Source organism: Amycolatopsis sp. NPDC049688, assembly GCF_040674975.1.
In the GTDB taxonomy this organism is placed as follows: domain Bacteria; phylum Actinomycetota; class Actinomycetes; order Mycobacteriales; family Pseudonocardiaceae; genus Amycolatopsis.
Window position 1 is genome coordinate 944,600 of the sequence record NZ_JBFANY010000002.1, and the last position, 17,045, is coordinate 961,644.

The 17,045-nt window shown below is 70.8% G+C and carries 21 protein-coding genes; 17 read left to right on the top strand and 4 right to left on the bottom strand.

The genetic code is table 11. From position 1 onward, the window contains the following. Positions 1 to 17: 17 nt before the first annotated feature. The 7 genes from AB0J55_RS10610 to AB0J55_RS10640 all read left to right on the top strand — a co-directional run bounded on the left by AB0J55_RS10610 (position 18) and on the right by AB0J55_RS10640 (position 5,122). A complete protein-coding gene (locus AB0J55_RS10610; RefSeq protein ID WP_364245648.1) occupies positions 18 to 554 on the top strand; it encodes a hypothetical protein in 537 nt (178 codons plus the stop codon). Then, positions 551 to 991 carry a hypothetical protein gene (locus tag AB0J55_RS10615; RefSeq protein WP_364245650.1) on the top strand — a complete coding sequence of 147 codons (441 nt, stop codon included), beginning with the start codon at positions 551 to 553 and terminating at the stop codon, positions 989 to 991. Before AB0J55_RS10610 ends, AB0J55_RS10615 begins: the two co-directional genes overlap by 4 nt. 13 nt (positions 992 to 1,004) lie before the next feature. Continuing rightward, a complete protein-coding gene (locus AB0J55_RS10620; protein ID WP_364245653.1) occupies positions 1,005 to 1,343 on the top strand; it encodes a hypothetical protein in 339 nt (112 codons plus the stop codon). A 62-nt stretch (positions 1,344 to 1,405) separates the two neighbouring features. After that, positions 1,406 to 2,692, top strand: a complete 1,287-nt coding sequence (locus AB0J55_RS10625) for an HlyD family efflux transporter periplasmic adaptor subunit (RefSeq protein ID WP_364245655.1) — start codon at positions 1,406 to 1,408, stop codon at positions 2,690 to 2,692. Further along, positions 2,689 to 3,393, top strand: coding sequence for an ABC transporter ATP-binding protein (locus AB0J55_RS10630; RefSeq protein WP_364245657.1), 705 nt, complete (start codon positions 2,689 to 2,691; stop codon positions 3,391 to 3,393). The genes AB0J55_RS10625 and AB0J55_RS10630 overlap by 4 nt, the downstream gene beginning before the upstream one ends. Further along, positions 3,390 to 4,595, top strand: a complete 1,206-nt coding sequence (locus AB0J55_RS10635; protein ID WP_364245660.1) for an ABC transporter permease — start codon at positions 3,390 to 3,392, stop codon at positions 4,593 to 4,595. The genes AB0J55_RS10630 and AB0J55_RS10635 overlap by 4 nt, the downstream gene beginning before the upstream one ends. An 11-nt stretch (positions 4,596 to 4,606) precedes the next feature. Continuing rightward, the gene (locus tag AB0J55_RS10640) at positions 4,607 to 5,122 is read left to right on the top strand and encodes a hypothetical protein (RefSeq protein WP_364245662.1); all 516 of its coding nucleotides are present in this window, start codon (positions 4,607 to 4,609) and stop codon (positions 5,120 to 5,122) included. Here AB0J55_RS10640 and AB0J55_RS10645 read toward each other — a convergent pair. Beyond that, the gene (locus AB0J55_RS10645) at positions 5,119 to 5,595 is read right to left on the bottom strand and encodes a TspO/MBR family protein (RefSeq protein WP_364245665.1); all 477 of its coding nucleotides are present in this window, start codon (positions 5,593 to 5,595) and stop codon (positions 5,119 to 5,121) included. The genes AB0J55_RS10640 and AB0J55_RS10645 overlap by 4 nt on opposite strands. A gap of 61 nt (positions 5,596 to 5,656) precedes the next feature. Between AB0J55_RS10645 and hemL the strand changes: the two genes are divergently transcribed. From hemL to AB0J55_RS10660, 3 genes are read left to right on the top strand one after another with little or no spacing between them, the layout of a single operon-like run. Next, positions 5,657 to 6,958, top strand: coding sequence for a glutamate-1-semialdehyde 2,1-aminomutase (hemL, locus tag AB0J55_RS10650; protein WP_364245668.1), 1,302 nt, complete (start codon positions 5,657 to 5,659; stop codon positions 6,956 to 6,958). Next, positions 6,955 to 7,581: a histidine phosphatase family protein gene (locus tag AB0J55_RS10655; protein ID WP_364245670.1), complete on the top strand. Its 627-nt coding sequence runs from the start codon at positions 6,955 to 6,957 to the stop codon at positions 7,579 to 7,581. The genes hemL and AB0J55_RS10655 overlap by 4 nt, the downstream gene beginning before the upstream one ends. Next, the gene (locus tag AB0J55_RS10660; RefSeq protein ID WP_364245673.1) at positions 7,578 to 8,135 is read left to right on the top strand and encodes a TlpA disulfide reductase family protein; all 558 of its coding nucleotides are present in this window, start codon (positions 7,578 to 7,580) and stop codon (positions 8,133 to 8,135) included. Before AB0J55_RS10655 ends, AB0J55_RS10660 begins: the two co-directional genes overlap by 4 nt. Positions 8,136 to 8,139: 4 nt before the next feature. On the opposite strand, the gene AB0J55_RS10665 is transcribed toward AB0J55_RS10660, so the two are convergent. Beyond that, entirely contained in the window at positions 8,140 to 9,402 is a 1,263-nt protein-coding gene (locus tag AB0J55_RS10665; protein WP_364245675.1) for a hypothetical protein, read from the bottom strand. Between the two features lie 155 nt (positions 9,403 to 9,557). Between AB0J55_RS10665 and AB0J55_RS10670 the strand changes: the two genes are divergently transcribed. From AB0J55_RS10670 to AB0J55_RS10685, 4 genes are all read left to right on the top strand, one after another. After that, complete coding sequence (locus tag AB0J55_RS10670) at positions 9,558 to 10,331, top strand: cytochrome c biogenesis CcdA family protein (protein ID WP_364245678.1); 774 nt, start codon at positions 9,558 to 9,560, stop codon at positions 10,329 to 10,331. Next, a complete protein-coding gene (locus AB0J55_RS10675) occupies positions 10,328 to 11,932 on the top strand; it encodes a cytochrome c biogenesis protein ResB (RefSeq protein ID WP_364245681.1) in 1,605 nt (534 codons plus the stop codon). Before AB0J55_RS10670 ends, AB0J55_RS10675 begins: the two co-directional genes overlap by 4 nt. A gap of 3 nt (positions 11,933 to 11,935) precedes the next feature. Next, a complete protein-coding gene (ccsB, locus tag AB0J55_RS10680; protein WP_364245683.1) occupies positions 11,936 to 12,904 on the top strand; it encodes a c-type cytochrome biogenesis protein CcsB in 969 nt (322 codons plus the stop codon). 77 nt (positions 12,905 to 12,981) lie between these two features. Further along, positions 12,982 to 14,298: an AAA family ATPase gene (locus AB0J55_RS10685; RefSeq protein WP_364245685.1), complete on the top strand. Its 1,317-nt coding sequence runs from the start codon at positions 12,982 to 12,984 to the stop codon at positions 14,296 to 14,298. A gap of 72 nt (positions 14,299 to 14,370) precedes the next feature. Here the strand turns inward: AB0J55_RS10685 and AB0J55_RS10690 are convergent, their stop codons facing one another. Together AB0J55_RS10690 and AB0J55_RS10695 are read right to left on the bottom strand one after the other, a co-directional pair. Next, positions 14,371 to 14,556 (bottom strand): hypothetical protein, encoded by a 186-nt coding sequence (locus AB0J55_RS10690; RefSeq protein WP_364245688.1) that lies wholly within the window; start codon positions 14,554 to 14,556, stop codon positions 14,371 to 14,373. A gap of 145 nt (positions 14,557 to 14,701) precedes the next feature. Next, positions 14,702 to 14,914 (bottom strand): BldC family transcriptional regulator, encoded by a 213-nt coding sequence (locus AB0J55_RS10695; RefSeq protein ID WP_003081896.1) that lies wholly within the window; start codon positions 14,912 to 14,914, stop codon positions 14,702 to 14,704. A 278-nt stretch (positions 14,915 to 15,192) separates the two neighbouring features. Here AB0J55_RS10695 and AB0J55_RS10700 point away from each other — a divergent pair, with 278 nt between their 5' ends. Genes AB0J55_RS10700 through AB0J55_RS10710 form a run of 3 tightly spaced genes read left to right on the top strand, consistent with a single transcriptional unit; the run spans position 15,193 to position 17,038 of the window. Continuing rightward, the gene (locus tag AB0J55_RS10700; RefSeq protein ID WP_361081829.1) at positions 15,193 to 15,666 is read left to right on the top strand and encodes an Lrp/AsnC family transcriptional regulator; all 474 of its coding nucleotides are present in this window, start codon (positions 15,193 to 15,195) and stop codon (positions 15,664 to 15,666) included. An 11-nt stretch (positions 15,667 to 15,677) separates the two neighbouring features. Next, on the top strand, positions 15,678 to 15,965 hold the full coding sequence (locus tag AB0J55_RS10705) for a DUF4229 domain-containing protein (protein WP_364245690.1): 288 nt from the start codon (positions 15,678 to 15,680) through the stop codon (positions 15,963 to 15,965). Beyond that, the gene (locus AB0J55_RS10710) at positions 15,962 to 17,038 is read left to right on the top strand and encodes a PLP-dependent cysteine synthase family protein (protein ID WP_364245691.1); all 1,077 of its coding nucleotides are present in this window, start codon (positions 15,962 to 15,964) and stop codon (positions 17,036 to 17,038) included. The genes AB0J55_RS10705 and AB0J55_RS10710 overlap by 4 nt, the downstream gene beginning before the upstream one ends. Positions 17,039 to 17,045: the final 7 nt, after the last annotated feature.

A 17,045-nucleotide genomic window follows, 5' to 3' on the forward strand; every position in this document is an offset into this window, starting at 1 on the left:
GGCGTTAGAGTCTGCGCGTGGAAGACAAAGAGGACCTCACCGGTCTGACCGACGACGAACGGCGCAAGCTCGGCCGGTCGCCCGATCCGGTGCTGCCCGGCGCGAAGGCCCCGAAGGCCAAGCCGCCGCGTCCGGTGGCGGTGTCGTTCTGGCTGTGGCTCGCCGGCGGGGTGCTGCTGGTGCTCGGGTACGTCCAGCTGATGGCGGGCAAGTCCGCCGTCATCGACCGGTACGTCAAGGGGACGACCGACCCGAAGATCTCGCCGCAGATGATCGCGGACGGTGTCACGGCGATGCTGTGGTTCCTCCTCGTCGGGTCGGCCGTGTTCACGCTGCTGTTCCTGCTGTTCGCGTACAAGGCCCGCGAAGGCACCCGCTCGGCCCGGACGGTCCTCACCGTCCTGCCGATCGTGATGGTGCTGCTGATCTTCACCTTCGCGCCGGTGCTGACCTACCTGACGCTGGTCGCGGTGCTGTTGTTCGTCATCGCCCTGGTGCTGCTGTACCTGCCTTCGGTGAGCGGTTACTTCCCCAAGGTCGGCAAGAAGCTGTGAGGCTCTACGCCGAGTCCGGCGTGAGCTGGGCGGCGATCGGCTGGGGCCCGGTGTTCGCCCTGGTCGGGGCCCTGGCGGAGCTCGTCACGGGCGGTCCGGTGCACGTCGTGGGCTGGCTGCTGGTCGGGCTCGGGCTGTGCGTCATCACGATGCCGTGGGTGTACGCGCGGCGCCGGTTCCTGTCGCTGGAGGTGACGACCGAGCAGCTGCGGCAGGGCCGCGAGAAGGTACCGGCAGCCGACATCGCGTCGGTGACGGACGTCGGGACGCCGGTCGGCGCGCGCGTGCTCGGTGGCGGCTGGTCGGTGCCGCGGAAGTACGACTCGCTGCCGGTGGAACTCGCCGACGGCACGGTGGTGCTGGCGTGGGCGAAGGACGTCGAGGCCCTGCAGGACGCGCTGGACCGGCTCGTCCGGGCGACCCCGCGCGAAGCATGAGAAAATCGGCGCCGTGATCGACCTTCCGCAGCCCACCGGGGCCGAGCTCTGGCCGCCGGAAGAACCCGGCCCGCGTGCGCGGCTGCACAAGCCGTGGCGGACGCTGGTCGCCGTCGTGGAGGTCCTGCTCGCCGTCCTGGCCGGCTGGGCCGCGTACGCGTGCTGGCACCACAGCGTCGCCACCGTCGTCACGCGGACCGACGACGGCGCCGTGCTCGAGTCGCACCGGTACTTCGGTGGCCTGCTCGCCGCCGCCATCGGGCTCGGCACCGTCGCCGCGTTGCTGCTGGTCGACGCGGTGCGTCAGCTGTCGCTCGCGATCCGTGCGCGGAGTCCCAAGCCCAAGGGCTGATACACAGCCGGCGCACAGGTAACCAACAGTCAATTGCTAAACAGCGGCACCAAGGTTGCCGCATGACGCGCGTGCGTGCCTCGAAGGCATGGGTGATCAACGGAACCCTGGTCGTACTGCTGGCCGGGGCGGGCTTCGGGATATACCAGGCGTTCAGCCCCGCCCCGAGCTCGGCGCAGGCCCAGAGCCGCAGCACCCCGGTCCGCCGGGCGACGGTCACCGAGACTGTCTCCGCCGCCGGCACCCTCGCCAGCAGCTACACCGGCGCGGCGAACTTCGCGACGGCCGGCAAGGTCACCTCGATCGACGTCAAGGTCGGTGACGTCGTCAGCGCCGGGCAGAAACTCGCCACCGTCGACAGCACGCAGGCGGCGAAGCAGCTCCAGGTCGCGAAGGCGAACCTCGCGGTCGCGCAGGACAACCTGGACACCGCCGAGACGGCCGAGAACACCCCGGCCACCGGGCAGAACGCCCAGAACGCGCAGACCAACGCCGCCAACAGCGTCACGTCGGCGCAGGCGAAGCTCGACCAGGCCCAGCTCGACGTCCAGACCGCGCAGCAGGCGCTCGACAACACCGTCCTGTACGCCCCGGGCGCCGGCACGGTCACCGCGATCAACGGCGCGGTCGGGCAGCAGTCCTCGAGCGGCTCGTCCGCCGCGTCGCAGTCCTCGACCAGCGGCAGCGGCCAGGGCGGCCAGGGTTCGTCGTCGAACTCCAGCTCCGCCGCGTCGAGCAGCAGCAGTAGTAGCTCGGGGTTCATCACCATCACGAACATGACCGGCCTGGTCGTCAACACCTCGGTCGCGGAGATCGACGTCAGCAAGGTCAAGACGGGCCAGAAGGCCACGGTGACGCTCAACGCGCTGCCGGACAAGCCGATCCAGGCCACCGTGTCGAGCATCAACCTCACCCCGACCACCAGCGGCAGCGTTGTCTCCTACGGCGCGCAGCTGGCGCTGACCAGCCCGCCGGACGGGCTGCGGCCCGGCCAGTCGGCGAGCGTCGTGATCACCGTCGCCGAGGCGGACAACGCGCTGAGCGTGCCGGCCGCGGCGGTGCAGACCGCGGGCAGCACCAACCTCGTCACCGTGCAGGAGAACGGCCGGAACGTCACCCGCCAGGTGCAGGTCGGCCTGCGCGGCGAGTCGACGGTCCAGATCACCTCCGGGCTGACCGAGGGCGAGAACGTCGTGCTCACCGGGACGGCCACGACCGGCACCACCGGTGGGACCGGCCGCACCGGCGGCACCGGAGGGTTCCCCGGTGGCGGGACCGGCGGGTTCCCGGGCGGCGGCCAGCGCGGCACGGGCACCGGCGCCGGCGGCGGCTTCGGCGGGCGCGGATGAACCCGGTGATCGCGGTCTCCGGGCTGCGCAAGACCTACGGGGCCGGCGAGACGGCGGTGCACGCGCTGCGCGGCGTCGACCTCACCGTGTGGCCCGGCGAGTACGTCGCCATCATGGGCGCCTCGGGCTCGGGCAAGTCGACGCTGCTGAACATGCTCGGCTGCCTGGACGTGCCGACGTCCGGCCGGTATCTGCTGGACGGGTTCGGCGTCGGGCGGCTGAACGAACGGCAATTGGCGTTGCTGCGCAACCGGAAGATCGGCTTCATCTTCCAGTCGTTCAACCTGGTGCCCCGGACGTCGGCGTTGTCCAACGTGGAGCTTCCGCTTGTCTACAGTGGACTTCGCCGGTCCGAGCGGCGGCGACGGGCGCTGGCGGCCCTGGAGATGGTGGGGCTGTCCGACCGGGCCAAGCACCTCCCCAGCGAGCTCTCCGGCGGCCAGATCCAGCGCGTCGCGGTGGCGCGGGCGCTGGTCACCGGCCCGGCGATGCTGCTGGCCGACGAGCCGACCGGCAACCTCGACCGGCGCAGCACCGAGGACGTCCTCGGCGTGTTCGACCGGCTCAACGCCCTCGGCCGCACCATCGTCGTCATCACCCACGAGGACGAGGTCGCCGAACACGCGCACCGCGTGGTCCGCGTCGACGACGGCCTGATCGTGTCCGACGAAGTCACGCGCGCGGTGGGGGCGGTCTCGTGAACCTCCTGGAGATCCTGCGCTTCGCCGTCCGCGGCCTGACGGCGAACAAGCTGCGCTCGGCGTTGACCACCCTCGGTATCACCATCGGCGTCGCCGCGGTGATCCTCCTGGTCGCGGTGGGCAACGGCGCGTCGGCGGCCATCGCGGCCAGCATCCAGGGCCTCGGCACCAACGTCGTCAACGTCTCCCCGGCCCGCGGCGGCGGGCAGGGCGCGACCGCCCGGCCGCTGACCGTCCAGGACGCGCACGCCCTCGTCGATCCCGTCGGCGCCCCCGACGTCAAGGCCGCGTCGCCGGTGGTCAACACGACGGCGACCGCGACCTACGGGCAGACGTCCTACGACATCTCCAGCGTCGCCGGCACCGAACCGGCGTACTTCACCACGACCAACCGCGAACTCGCCCAGGGCCAGCTGTTCACCAGCGAAGACGTCACGGCCGCGCGCAAGGTCGTCGTGCTCGGCCCGACGACGGCGGAGTCGATCTTCGGCACCGCCTCGGACGCGGTCGGCAAGAACGTGCTGCTCAACAGCATCCAGTTCACCGTGATCGGCGTGCTCCAGGCCAAGGGCAGCACCGGCCTGCAGAACGCCGACGACGTCGCCATCGCGCCGATCTCGGCCGTGCAGAACTCCCTCGCCGGGTACGGCAACCTCAGCCAGATCGCCGTCCAGGCCACCAGCGCCGACTCCGTCTCGCTGGCCCAGTCCGAGATCACCGCCATCCTCAACGCCCGCCACGGCATCCGCCTCGGCGGCACCCCGGACTACCAGATCCAGAACTCCGAGCAGCTCCTCGCGACCCGGACGTCGGCGACCGAGACGTTCACCGTGCTGCTGGCCGCCGTCGCGGCGATCTCCCTGCTCGTCGGCGGGATCGGCGTCACCAACATCATGCTCGTCACGGTCACCGAGCGGATCCGCGAGATCGGCATCCGCAAGGCCATCGGCGCGCCGCGCTCGGCCATCCTGGGCCAGTTCCTCGCCGAAGCGACCATGCTCAGCCTGTTCGGCGGGCTGCTCGGCGTCGCGATCGGGGTGATCGGCAGCCGGTTCACCATCTCCGGGATCAAACCCGTCGTGGTGCCCTCGTCGATCCTGCTCGCCTTCGCGGTATCCGCCCTGATCGGCCTGTTCTTCGGCAGCTTCCCGGCGAACCGGGCCGCCAAGCTGCGGCCCATCGACGCCCTGCGCCACGAATAAGGAGTCTTCGCATGTCTTCGTCTACCACGACCCCGCCGAACGCGGAGGACATCATCGCCAGCCCGGCGGTCGACGGTGACCTGAACGCCGAAATGCGGAACGCGGCGAAGCCGTTCTCCCGCACGACGCTGGTGCTGGCCGGGCTCGTCGTCCTGGCGATCGCGTTCGGCGGCGGCGCCTGGACGCACGCCGCGTTCGGCACGTCATCGTCGGCGCCCACCCGGCCGGCGGGCGGGAACCAAGGCGGTCAGCAGGCGGGCACCGGGCAGCAGGGCGGCGGGTTCCGCGGGGCCGGCGGCCGCGGCACCACGGGCACCGTCGACCACGTCGACGGCACCACGGTGTACCTCAAGACCGCGCAGGGCACCGACGTCAAGGTGTCCACATCGGACTCGACCACGGTCGGGGTGACCCAGGCCGGCAAGCTGGCCGACCTCAAGCCGGGCGCGACCGTGGTCGTCCAGGGCCAGGCCGGCGACGACGGCACGGTGGCCGCGCAGGCCATCACCCAGCAGGCCGCGCGCTAGTTGAGCACCAGGATCGCGGCGTTGAGGGCCGTCGCGTAGAGGATCCAGGCCAGGTAGGGCACCAGGAGCGCGGCGGCGGCCTTCGACCGGCGGCCGAAGAGGGCGATCGTCACGACGACGGTGACGTCCAGCAGCACGATGTCGGCCAGCGCCACCCCGGTGGCGCGGCCCTCGAAGAACAACGGCGTCCAGAGCAGGTTGAACAGCAGGCCGACACCGTAGGCGGCGAACCCGCGGGTCTCGCCGTCGGTCCGCCAGTACAGCCACCCGGCCACCGCGATCATGACGTACAACACGGTCCACACCGGACTGAACCAGGACGCCGGCGCCGCCCACGACGGCTGCTCGAGCCGCGCGTAGACCTCCCGCGCCGACGCCGCGGCGAGGGCGGCGACCACGGCCACCACGGCGACGACGCCCACGAACCCGGCCAGCATGAGCCACGGGTTGCGGTGCGGGGCGCGTTCGGTCACCGGCTGTTTCCCTCCCGGGCGGCTGCCCGCCATCCTAAATGGGTTTGGGACACTGGACCCCGTGAGCACTGGAACCGAGCAGTCCAAGGCATGGTTCGACCGCGCGAAGGCGGCCATCCCGGGCGGGGTGAACTCGCCGGTCCGGGCGTTCAACTCGGTCGGCGGCACCCCGCGGTTCATGGTCCGCGGCGAGGGCCCGCACCTGTGGGACGCCGACGGCCACCGCTACGTCGACCTGGTGTCCTCCTGGGGGCCGATGATCCTGGGCCACGCGCACCCGGCGGTCGTCGAGGCGGCGCGCGCGGCGGCGACGTCCGGGCTCTCGTTCGGCACGCCGACCATCGGCGAGGTCGAGCTGGCCGAGGAGATCATCAACCGCGTCGGGCCCGTCGAGCAGGTCCGGCTGGTCAACTCGGGCACCGAGGCCACGATGAGCGCGATCCGGCTGGCCAGGGGGTTCACCGGCCGGACGAAGATCGTGAAGTTCGCCGGGTGTTACCACGGTCACGTCGACGCGCTGCTCGCCCAGGCCGGCTCCGGCGTCGCGACGCTCGGGCTGCCGACGTCGCCGGGTGTCACCGGCGCCCAGGCCGCGGACACGCTGGTGCTGCCCTACAACGACCTCGACGCGGTCCGGAAGTCCTTTGTGGACAACCCGGGCGAGATCGCCGCGGTGATTACCGAGGCCGCGGCCGGGAACATGGGAGCGGTCGCCCCCGTCGACGGCTTCAACGCGGGCCTGCGTGACCTGGCCCACGAGCACGGCGCGCTGCTGATCATGGACGAGGTGATGACCGGCTTCCGCGTCTCGCACGCGGGCTGGTTCGGCCTCGAAGGCGTGGCCGGCGACCTCTACACGTTCGGCAAGGTGATGTCCGGCGGCCTGCCGGCGGCGGCCTTCGGCGGCCGCGCCGACGTGATGGCCAAGCTCGCCCCGGGCGGGCCGGTCTACCAGGCCGGGACGCTGTCGGGGAACCCCGTCGCGGTGGCCACCGGCCTCGCCACGCTGCGCGCGGCCGACCACGCCGTGTACGCGGCGCTCGACGCCAACGCGAAGCGCCTCGGCAACCTCTTCCACGCCGCGCTGAGCGAAGCGGGGGTTGCGCACAACGTCCAGTACGCGGGCAACTTGGTAAGCGTCTTCTTCGGCGAAGAGCCTGTACGCGACTACGCGGGCGCGCAGGCGTCGGAGACATGGCGCTTCCCGCCCTTCTTCCACGCGTTGCTCGACGGAGGCGTGTACGCGCCTCCGAGCGCGTACGAGGCGTGGTTCGTCAACGCGGCGATGGACGACGAAGCGTTCTCGGTGATCGAAGCGGCTCTGCCCGCTGCGGCGCGCGCGGCGGCTGGGGCCGTCCAGTGACCACTGTCGTCCACATGCTGCGTCACGGCGAAGTGCACAACCCGACGAAGATCCTGTACGGCCGCCTGCCCGGCTACCGCCTCTCGGAGCGCGGGCAGCGGCAGGCGCTGACGGTCGCCGAGGCCGTCGCGGGGCACGACCTCGTGCACGTCGTCGCGTCGCCGCTGCAGCGGGCGCAGGAGACGGCGGCCCCGATCGCCGCCGCCCACCGGCTCGACATCGCGACGGACGAGGGCCTGATCGAGGCGGGCAACCAGTTCGAAGGCCTGCACGTGGCGGTCGGCGACGGCGCGCTGCGGGAGCCGAAGCACTGGCCGAAGCTGGTGAACCCGTTCAAGCCGTCGTGGGGCGAGCCGTACCTCGAGATCGCCCACCGGATGCTGGGCGCGGTCCACCGGGCGCGCTCCGCCGCGGAGGGTCATGAGGCTCTGTGCGTGTCCCACCAGCTGCCGATCTGGACGTTGCGCCGGTTCCTGGAGGGCAAGCGCCTGTGGCACGACCCCCGGCGTCGCCAGTGCTCGCTGGCGTCGTTGACCTCGCTGGTCTTCGAGGGCGACGAGCTGCGCGAGATCGTCTACAGCGAGCCCGCGGGGACGACGGACCCGAAGGTGACCGGGGCATGAAACGGCTGCTCTTGGTCGCCTTGCTCGCGCTGGCCGGGTGCAGCGCGGGCAAGGACGCGGTGGTGCAGGGGAGCAGCTTCAACTTCGTCTCCCCGGGCGGCAAGATCGACATCACCTATGAGGTCGCGGACCGCCAGCCGGCCCCGGTCCTGGCCGGCGACGACCTGATGAACGAGGGCAAGCAGCTCTCGCTGGCGGACTTCCCGGGCCAGGTCGTGGTGCTCAACCTGTGGGGCCAGTGGTGCGGCCCGTGCCGCACGGAGGCCCCGGAGATGGAGACGGTGGCTCGCCAGGGGGTCCAGGTGGTGGGCATCGACGTCCGCGACCCGGCCCGCGAGGTGGCCCAGGACTTCGTGCGGGACCGGCAGCTGACGTACCCGTCGATCTACGACCCGGACGGGCGGGTGCTGCTGAAGCTGAGCGGGTACCCGCGGAACATCATCCCGTCGACGATCGTCCTGGACAAGCAGCACCGGGTGGCGGCGGTGTTCCTGCGGCCGGTGCTGGCGCAGGACCTGATGCCGGTGGCCCAGCGCCTGGCCGCGGAAGCCTGAGCCGTCACTGCTGCGCTTGCGGCGGTTCCGCCCAGTCGCGCGGTGAGGTTTCGGGATCCGGCAGGTTGTGTTCGGCCAGGACTTCGGGATCGTAGATGTCGGTTATCCGGTCGTCGGCGCCTCGAAGGACCTTGAGTCCGTCTTCGAGCTGCATCGGCTTGTCGCTGCGGTGGGTGAAGCCGCTGAACTGGAGCCCGCGCCCCAGCCACGCCCGGCAGTCGAATTCGCCACTCAGGTCGACGTTGCGGAGGATGCCTCCCCAGTTGAGCTCGGCACCACCCAAGATCAAATCTCCGCCGATGTTGACGTCTTCCATCCTCAGCATCAGAGATGCACTCAAGAGGAGCAGGTCGAGATCGCCCGCTATCTCGACGGAACGCAGGTTGAGTTCTCCGAAGCGGATGCGCGCCTCGTCCAAGTTCGCCCGTTCAAGGGAAACTTCGGTGAGGACGAGGCTGCGGAACACTTTCGCCCGCGTCAGGACCAGCTCGCCGATGGTGCACTCGCTGAGAGCGAATTCGTCGAGCCGCGCACCGGTGAGATCGAGGTCTGGGGCCTGGCTTCTCGGCGCGGACCGCAGCACCTGGGCGATCAGGCGCTGAGCGGTCAGGCGAACCTGACGCTCCCGTTCTTCCGTGTCGGTGTCTTCCCGGTCGCGAGGAGAGGGGGCCTCGGGCTCGTCTTCGTCGTCTGCGGCGCTCTTCTCGCCCTTCCGGTAGTCCTCGTGGTCGAACGGCCGGCGCAGGTACGAGCAGAGGACGTCCAGCACCGTCTGCACGCGGGCCGGTTCGGCTTCGGCCTGTGCCGCGAGCGCGTGCAGGGCACCGACGCGGACCTGGTCCGCGGCGTGGCCGAGGAGCTCTATCGCCTTGCTGAACTGCTCGTTGCCGACGCGCTGCCGGTCATGGTCGGCCTTTCTCGTCTCCAGCTGCTGCCGGTCGCTCTCGATGGCCCGGCGCTGCTCTTCGATGTCGCGGCGATCTTCTTCGACGCGCCGCCTCCGGTCGTTCAGCCAAAGCGCGTACAGGGCGACGATCGACGCGGAAGCGAGTCCGCCGGTCTTCAGCGTCTCCACCCGGCTGACGGACGGCTCGGCTCGATGCAGCCACCACATGACTCCCAGCAGACCTGCCAGAGCGGCGAAAACGGTCGCGGTCAGCGCGTAGCTCCGGCGGTCCTTGTTCCGTCGCCCGAGGTGCAGGGCGAAGAACACCGCACTCGCCACCGCAGCCGCCGCGCCGGACCACCCGATCAATCCCTGCTCCACCGGTTCATGGTCGGCCATCGACGCGGCCGGTGGGCGAGCCGCCCGGCGTGTCCGCCGCCGGACACCCGGGACCAAGGTCCTGAACTGCTGTGACCGAGGTCCTGTGAACCGGCCCCGGCGTTCTCACCAGGACCTCACTGCCTACCCTCAACGGAGTGAACTCCGTGACCGAGCTGGCGATCTCCGGACCGCTGCTGCTCGCTGCCGGGGTTGCCCTGCTGGCCGGGGCCGTCTCCTTCGCCTCGCCCTGCGTCGTGCCGCTCGTGCCCGGGTACCTCGCCTACCTCGCCGCGCTCGTCGGGGCCGATGCTCCCGCCGTCAAGGCCGATGAGGAACGGAAGCAGGGCCGGTGGGCCGTGGTCGGGGCCGCGCTCCTCTTCGTTCTCGGGTTCACCGTCGTCTTCGTCGCCACCCTCGGCACGCTCGTCTGGCTGGCCGCCACGCTCACCCTCAACCAGGACCTCCTGCAGCGCTTCGGCGGGGTTCTGACCATCGCCATGGCGTTCGTCTTCCTCGGCTGGATTCCCGGCCTGCAGCGTGACGTCCGCTCGCACCACGTGCCGCGCGGCGGGATCTGGAGCGCTCCGCTGCTCGGGGCCATCTTCGGGCTCGGCTGGACGCCGTGCATCGGCCCGACGCTGTCCGCCGTCATGACGTTGGCCAGCGCCACCGGCGGGGCCGCGGCCCGGGGATACCTGCTGATCGCCGTCTACTGCCTCGGGCTCGGGGTGCCGTTCCTGCTCATCGCCCTCGGCGCGCGGTGGGCCGTGCGCGCCACCGACTGGGTGCGTCGGCACGGCCGTCAGGTGCAGGTCTTCGGCGGCGTGCTGCTGCTGATCGTCGGGGTCCTGCTGGTCACCGGCGTCTGGGGGGACCTGATGGGCTGGCTCCGCAACGAATTCGCCCTCGACCTGAGGCTGCCGCTGTGACGACCACGGAAGCACCCCCCAAGCCCCCGCAACCCCCGACGTCCGCCAAGCGCACCCTCGCCTTCCTGCGCAACACCTGGCGCGGCCTGACGTCGATGCGGACCGCGCTCGTCCTGCTGTTCCTCCTCGCCCTCGCCGCGCTGCCGGGTGCGCTCCTGCCGCAGCGGAAGCTCAACGCGCCCAAGGTCGACGAGTACATCGCCGCCCACGGGTGGTGGGGGACGCTGCTCGACAAGCTCGAGTTCTACGACGTCTACTCCAGCATCTGGTTCTCGGCGATCTACCTGCTGCTGATGGTCTCGCTCGTCGGCTGCCTCACCCCGCGCAGCTTCGAGTACGCCAAGGCGATGCGCGCCAAGCCCGTGCTGACCCCGCGCAACCTCGCCCGGATGCCGCACTACCGGCTCGGCCGCGGCAAAGCCGACGTGTCAGACGCTGCCGCCGAGATCGCCGCCGTCCACAAGCAGCTCTCCGGCTGGCGCCGGGTCGAGCGCGAAGAGCCCGACGGCGTCCGCACGATCTCCGCCGAACGCGGGTTCCTGCGCGAGACCGGCAACCTGCTCTTCCACTTCAGCATGCTCGGCCTGATCGTGTTCTTCGCCCTCGGCAAGCTCTACGGCTACGAGGGCCAGGTCATCGTCCAGGCCGACGGCAGCACCTTCTGCAACGCCGGCATCTACAACTACGACTCGTTCAACGCCGGCCTGCGCGTCGACGGCACCGACCTCAACCCGTTCTGCGTGAAGGTGAACGACTTCACCGCGCGCTACACCGCGTCCGGCCAGCCCGACTACTACCACTCGAACATCGAGTACCAGTCCGGCGCCGACCTGGAGACGGGCACCTGGCGCCCGTACGGGCTCGAGGTCAACTCGCCGCTGCGCACCGCCGGCGACCGCGTCTACCTGCTCGGGCACGGCTACTCGCCGAAGTTCACCGTCACCTTCCCGGACGGCACGCAGCGCACCCAGAACACCCAGTGGCGCACCGTCGACCCCAGCACCATGCTCGCCGAGGGCGCCACGAAGTTCGACCAGCCCGGCATCACCGACGAGGTCCAGCGGCGGACCCGGCAGCTGGCCGTCACCGGCCTGTTCGCCCCGACCGCGTTCCTGCACGGCAGCGTCCTGACGTCGTCGGCGCCGGAGGCGAACGACCCGGCGGTCGCCGTCGACGTCCTGCGCGGTGACCTCGGCCTCGACGCCGGGCGCGGCCAGTCCGTCTTCGAGGTCGACCAGTCGCTCGTCGCCGACGGCAGGCTGAAGAAGGTCGCCCGCCAGAACCTGAAGGTCGGCCAGGAGCTCAAGCTCGATGACGGCACGAAGGTCCGCTTCGACGGCGTCGGCCAGTGGGTCTCGATCCAGATCTCGCACGACCCGACACAGGGGTTCGTGCTGGGGTTCGCCATCGCGATGTTCGTCGGGCTCGGCGCGTCCCTGCTGGTCAAGCGCCGCCGGCTGTGGGTGCGGGTGAAACCGGGGACCCCGGACCAGCCGGGTACCGTGATCGAGGTCGCCGGGCTGGCGCGCACCGACCAGGCCGGGTACGGCGAAGAGTTCCACCGGGTCAGTGAACGCCTGGTCAGTGGGCAGAAGGGCTGAGGCATGCCGATCAACGAGACGCTGTCGACCTACAGCGACTGGCTGTACGTCACGGCCGCGGCGATCTACGTCGTCGCGCTGATGTTCACCCTGATCGAGCAGGGCTTCGGCGCCAAGGGGCGGCTCGCCACCGAGCGCGCCAAGCTCCGGGCCCGCGAGCTCGTCGGGGCCGGCGGGCCGCCGGTCGAGGACGTCCCGGCCGCGCAGCGCGAGGTCGGCCGCCCGGAGCGGATCGGCCGGATGGGTGCGTCGCTGCTCGTGCTTGGCGCGCTGCTGCAGCTGTCGGCGATCGTGCTGCGCGGGCTCGCCGTGCACCGCGCGCCCTGGGGCAACATGTACGAGTACGGCATGGCGGTCACCTTCATCACGGTGGTCACCTGGCTGGTCGTGCTGTGGAAGTTCCCGGTCCGGCACCTCACCGGCTTCCTGCTGCTGCCCGTCGTGGTCCTGATGTTCATCAACGGCACGCTGCTGTACACGACGGCGGCGCCGGTGCAGCCCGCGCTGCAGTCGTACTGGCTGGTCATCCACGTCTCGGCGGCCATCATCGGCTCCGGCGTCTTCCTGGTCCCCGGCGTCGCGAGCGTGCTCTTCCTGTTCCGCTCGGCCCACGAGAAGGACGCCACGAAGTTCGCCCGGTTCGCCTCGAAACTGCCCGCGGCCGACGTCCTGGACCGGATCGCCTACCGGACGACGATCTTCGCCTTCCCGATCTTCACCTTCGGCGTGCTCTGCGGCGCGGTCTGGGCCGAGTCGGCGTGGGGCCGGTTCTGGGGCTGGGACCCCAAGGAGACCTGCGCGTTCATCGCCTGGGTCGTCTACGCGGCCTACCTGCACTCGCGGGCGACGGCGGGCTGGCGCGGCGCCCGGGCCGCGGTCATCAACATCGTCGGGTTCGCCGCGATGATCTTCAACCTGTTCTTCGTCAACCTCGTCTCCGTCGGCCTGCACTCCTACGCCGGGGTGGGCTGAGCATCCCGCGCGTCCGCCGACTACCGTCGACGTCGGGGGGCTGATGTGTCAGGCGGAGCGCGCGGAGGTTTTCACCGGTGACCGGACCCAGCGAAGAATCGGCTCCTGGCCACCCCGAACAGGCCGCTGCGCCACCGCAGCCGGGCCTGTTCGCCGACGACCGGACGGACTCGCACCCGCACCCCGAGACGTCGGGGGCGTTCGACGTGCAGCCGACGCAGGCGGTGGCGCCGCCCAACCCGGCGGTTTCGGGCCCGCACCAGGTGCCCAACCCCGCCGTGTCGGGGCCGCACCAGGTGCCGCAGTACGGCTACGACCAGAACCTGCCGCCGCTGCAGCCGCCGCAGTACGACCCGGCCCAGCAGTACCAGGCCCACGCCCAGTACCCGCAGCAGCAGCCGCCGTCGTCCGGCCTGCCGCAGCCCCAGGGCGGCCGGCACGCGGCGCCGCAGCCGGGGCACGGGCACGACCTGTCGACCGCGCACCTGGTCCGGCAGACCAAGCGGCCCCCGCAGTCCGGCTGGCGCAAGGCGCTCTACGTCGGCACCGGGAAGCTGGTCAACCCGGGGGAGAGCCCGGCGGACACCCGTCGCCGCGAGCTGATCGCGCGTGTCAACCAGCCGCTGCGCGGGTGCTACAAGATCGCGATGCTGTCGCTCAAGGGCGGCGTCGGCAAGACCACGGTGACCACGACGCTGGGCTCGACGTTCGCCTCGCTGCGCGGTGACCGCGTGGTGGCGGTGGACGCCAACCCGGACCGCGGCACGCTGTCGCAGAAGATCCCGCTGGAGACGACGGCGACGGTCCGGCACCTGCTGCGTGATGCCGCCCGCATCACGCGCTACAGCGACGTCCGGTCCTACACGTCCCAGGGTTCGAGCCGGCTGGAGATCCTGGCCAGCGAGCAGGATCCAGCCGTGTCGGAGGCGTTCTCCGAAGACGACTACCGGCGCACGGTCAACCTGCTGGAGCACTTCTACAACATCGTGCTCACCGACTGCGGGACCGGCCTGATGCACTCGGCGATGAAGGGCGTCCTGGACGTCGCGGACGCGCTGGTCGTGGTGTCCTCCGGCTCGGTCGACGGCGCCCGCAGCGCCTCGGCGACGCTGGACTGGCTCGAAGCCCACGGCTACGGCGAGCTGGTCAAACGCTCGGTGGCGGTGATCAACTCGGTCCGGCCGAAGGGCGGCTCGGTCGACCTCGACAAGCTGTCGGCGCACTTCGGCGCGAAGGTCCGGGCGGTCTGCAAGGTGCCGTTCGACCCGCACCTGGAGGAAGGCGCGGAGATCGAGCTGGACCGCCTGTCCGGCGACACCCGCCTCGCCCTCCTGGAGCTGGCGGCCACCGTCGCCGACGGTTTCGCCACCCCGCTCTCCCAGGGCTACCGCTGACGCTCGTGAGTGGGAAACAGTGTTAGAACACTGTTTCCCACTCACAAGGCTGTGGTGAAGGTAAAGGGCGGCCTATAGGTCTTCGTCCCGGCGTTTGCGCTGCTGTTCGGCCAGCTGGCGCAGGAAGTCGGGGTCGTCGTCCGGCGCGAGCGGGGCCCGGCGCGGAGCCGACGTCACCCCGATCTGCTGGCCGGCGAACGACCGCCACAGGAGCAGGGCGACGACCAGCGCGCCGACCGCCGCGAGCAGAGCGAGCATGCCGGATCCTTCCGTATGGCTGCCTGTCCACCGAGGTTAACCCGCGCGGCCGTGTGGTGGGCCTGAAGCGGCCGGGAATAACCCGGGGGCCGTGCGGGGGACGGGGTGGTTCCCGTACCCGACACGGCCCCCGTGTGCGGTTGGTTCAGGCGTTGCGCGCCGGTTCGCTGGCGTCGGTGGTCAGCTCGGCGAGGAGCTCGTTCACCTCGGACTCCCGGAACCGCCGGTGCCCGCCGGGGGTGCGGATCGAGCCGATCCGGCCCGCGGTCGCCCACCGCGTCACCGTCTTCGGGTCCACCCGGAAGAGCGCTGCCACCTCGCCAGGGGTGAGCAGGCGTCCGCCCATCGTCGCGGTCATTTTCCGCCTCCTTAACGAACTCACTGCTATACCGGAGGCGTCCGGGCCCTTCTGCCCGTCGCGCCGGGGTAGCCAACAAGGCAATCGTTGCACTTCACCCGTCGGGTACTCGAACGGTTGTCCACGAGTAAAGAGCCCTTAAAGGTCAAAACGGACAGATCGTTTACCCTGGGCAACTACCCTGCGGTGACCTGACGTGCGGAGATGTCCCCGGCCTGGTCGACGGCGGCGAGGCGTGGTGCCAATGGGGGATTGTCCAACCGCATAGAGTGATCCCTGTGGATCAGTTGGACCGGAAGATCATCGCAGCGTTGCGCATCAACGGACGGGCCACTTACGCCGACCTCGGACGAGCCGTCGGGCTCTCCGCGTCATCGGTGCACGAGCGGGTGGGCAAACTGGAAGCCGCCGGCGTGATCACCGGCTACCACGCGGTCGTCGACCCGAGCTCGGTCGGCCTCGGCGTCACCGCCCTCGTCAGCATCCACCCGACCGACACCGCGACCGAAGACGACGTCGCCGACGCGCTCGCCGAACTCGACGAGGTCGAAAGCTGCTACGCGGTGGCCGGCGACGAGGCGTTCGTCGTCAAGGTGCGCGTGCCGACCGTCGACGAGCTGGAGCGGACGCTCGGCCGGCTCCGCCGCATCCCCGGCGTCGGGCGCACGAACACCACTGTGGTGCTCTCGACGCGCTTCGAGGGCCGCCCGAACAACGCGGGCCTGCAGAAGGACCGTCAGGGCGGGGCGTAGCCTGCGTTGGTGTGAGCGACGTGAAGGCCGGCCACCTGCCCCGTGACCTGACCCTGTACCTGCTGGCACGGTTCGTGCTGGTCGGGGTGATCGCGTGGGCACTCACCCTGGCCGGGGTGCCGTTGCTGGTCGCCCTGGTCATCGGCCTGGTCGTCGGGCTGCCGCTCGGCCTGCTGCTGTTCCGCCCGCTCAACGCCCGCGTGACCGCCGGGCTGGCGAAGCGCAACGAGAAGCGCGCCCGCGCCCGCGCCGAGCTGCGCGCGCAGCTGCGGGGCGACGCCGCCGGGCAGTCCGAGTGAGCACGCACAGCCGCAGCTGGGTGCGCGAGGCCGTCCGGATCATCGAGGCCGATGCCAACCGCAGCGCCGACACGCACCTGCACGTCTTCCCGCTGCCCCCGGAGTGGGGCATCGACCTCTACCTCAAGGACGAGTCGGTCCACCCGACCGGCTCGCTCAAGCACCGGCTGGCCCGCTCGCTGTTCCTGTACGGGCTGGTCAACGGCCAGATCGGGCCGGACACCGTGCTCGTCGAGGCCTCCAGCGGGTCGACCGCGGTGTCCGAGGCCTACTTCGCCCGGATGCTCGGCCTGCGCTTCATCACCGTCGTGCCGCGGCGCACCTCGCAGGAGAAGGTCGCGCTCATCGAGTTCTACGGCGGCGAGTGCCACTTCGTCGACGAAGCCCCGGCGATGTACCCGGAGGCGGAACGGCTCGCGGCCGAGTGCGGCGGCCACTACCTCGACCAGTTCACCTACGCCGAGCGCGCGACGGACTGGCGCGGCAACAACAACATCGCCGAGTCGGTGTTCGCGCAGATGCGCTCGGAGCGCCACCCGATCCCGCGGTGGATCGTCGTCGGCGCGGGCACCGGCGGCACGAGCGCGACCTTCGGCCGGTACGTGCGCTACAAGCGCCACACGACGAAGATCTGCGTCGTCGACCCGGAGAACTCGTCGTTCTACGGCGCCTGGGAGACCGGGGCCCTGGACTACGGGACCGGCATGCCGTCGCGGATCGAGGGCATCGGGCGGCCGCGCTGCGAGCCGTCGTTCGTCCCCGGCGTCATCGACGAGATGTTCCAGATCCCCGACGCCGGGTCCCTGGCGGCCATCCGGCTGCTGCGCGAGCGGACCGGGCACTGGGCGGGCGGCTCGACCGGCACCAACCTCTACGGCGCGTTCCGGCTCATCTCCCGGATGGTCGAGGACGGCCAGGCGGGCAGCGTCGTGACGCTGCTCTGCGACGGCGGCGAGCGGTACGCGCACACCTACTACAACGACGAGTGGCTGGCGCAGCAGGGCCTGGACCTGGCGCCGCACACGGCGTTGTTCGAGGATTTCCTGGCGACCGGGAAGTTCCCGGAGCTTTGACTACGCT